The sequence below is a fragment of the Bacteroides caecigallinarum genome, from assembly GCF_021530995.1.
Classification (GTDB): Bacteria; Bacteroidota; Bacteroidia; order Bacteroidales; family Bacteroidaceae; genus Phocaeicola; species Phocaeicola faecigallinarum.
The window spans coordinates 1-381 of sequence record NZ_JADYTF010000306.1; the positions used below are offsets into that span (position 1 = coordinate 1).

The following is a 381-nucleotide window of genomic DNA, read 5'->3' on the forward strand; positions in this document are numbered from 1 at the left end:
AACATCCTGATCTGGTACGCAGCCTGCTGAATGCACTGCTGCCGTTCGAGACTCCTGAAGAGGAGATAAGTGAAGTGGAGTATCTGCCCGCAGAGCTGGTGCCGGACACTCCGCTGAAGAAAAACAGTATAGTGGACGTGAGGTGCAAGGACAGAAGAGGAAGGCAGTTCATAGTGGAGATGCAGATGCTGTGGTCGCCGGCATTCATGCAGAGGGTGCTGTTCAACGCTTCGAAGGCATACGTGAGGCAACTTAACGGCAAGGAGAAGTATGAGCTGCTGCAGCCGGTTTATTCGCTGAACCTGGTGAACGATGTGTTCGAACCGGAAATGGAGAGCTATTATCACGACTACAGGATTGTGTGCATGGAAAAGACCGACA

Annotated in this window: 1 protein-coding gene; it reads left to right on the forward strand. The window is 52.0% G+C overall.

Going from position 1 to position 381, the window contains the following annotated elements:
• The coding region (locus tag I6E24_RS16760; protein WP_235329845.1) for an Rpn family recombination-promoting nuclease/putative transposase at nt 1–381 on the forward strand (381 nt) is incomplete at both ends.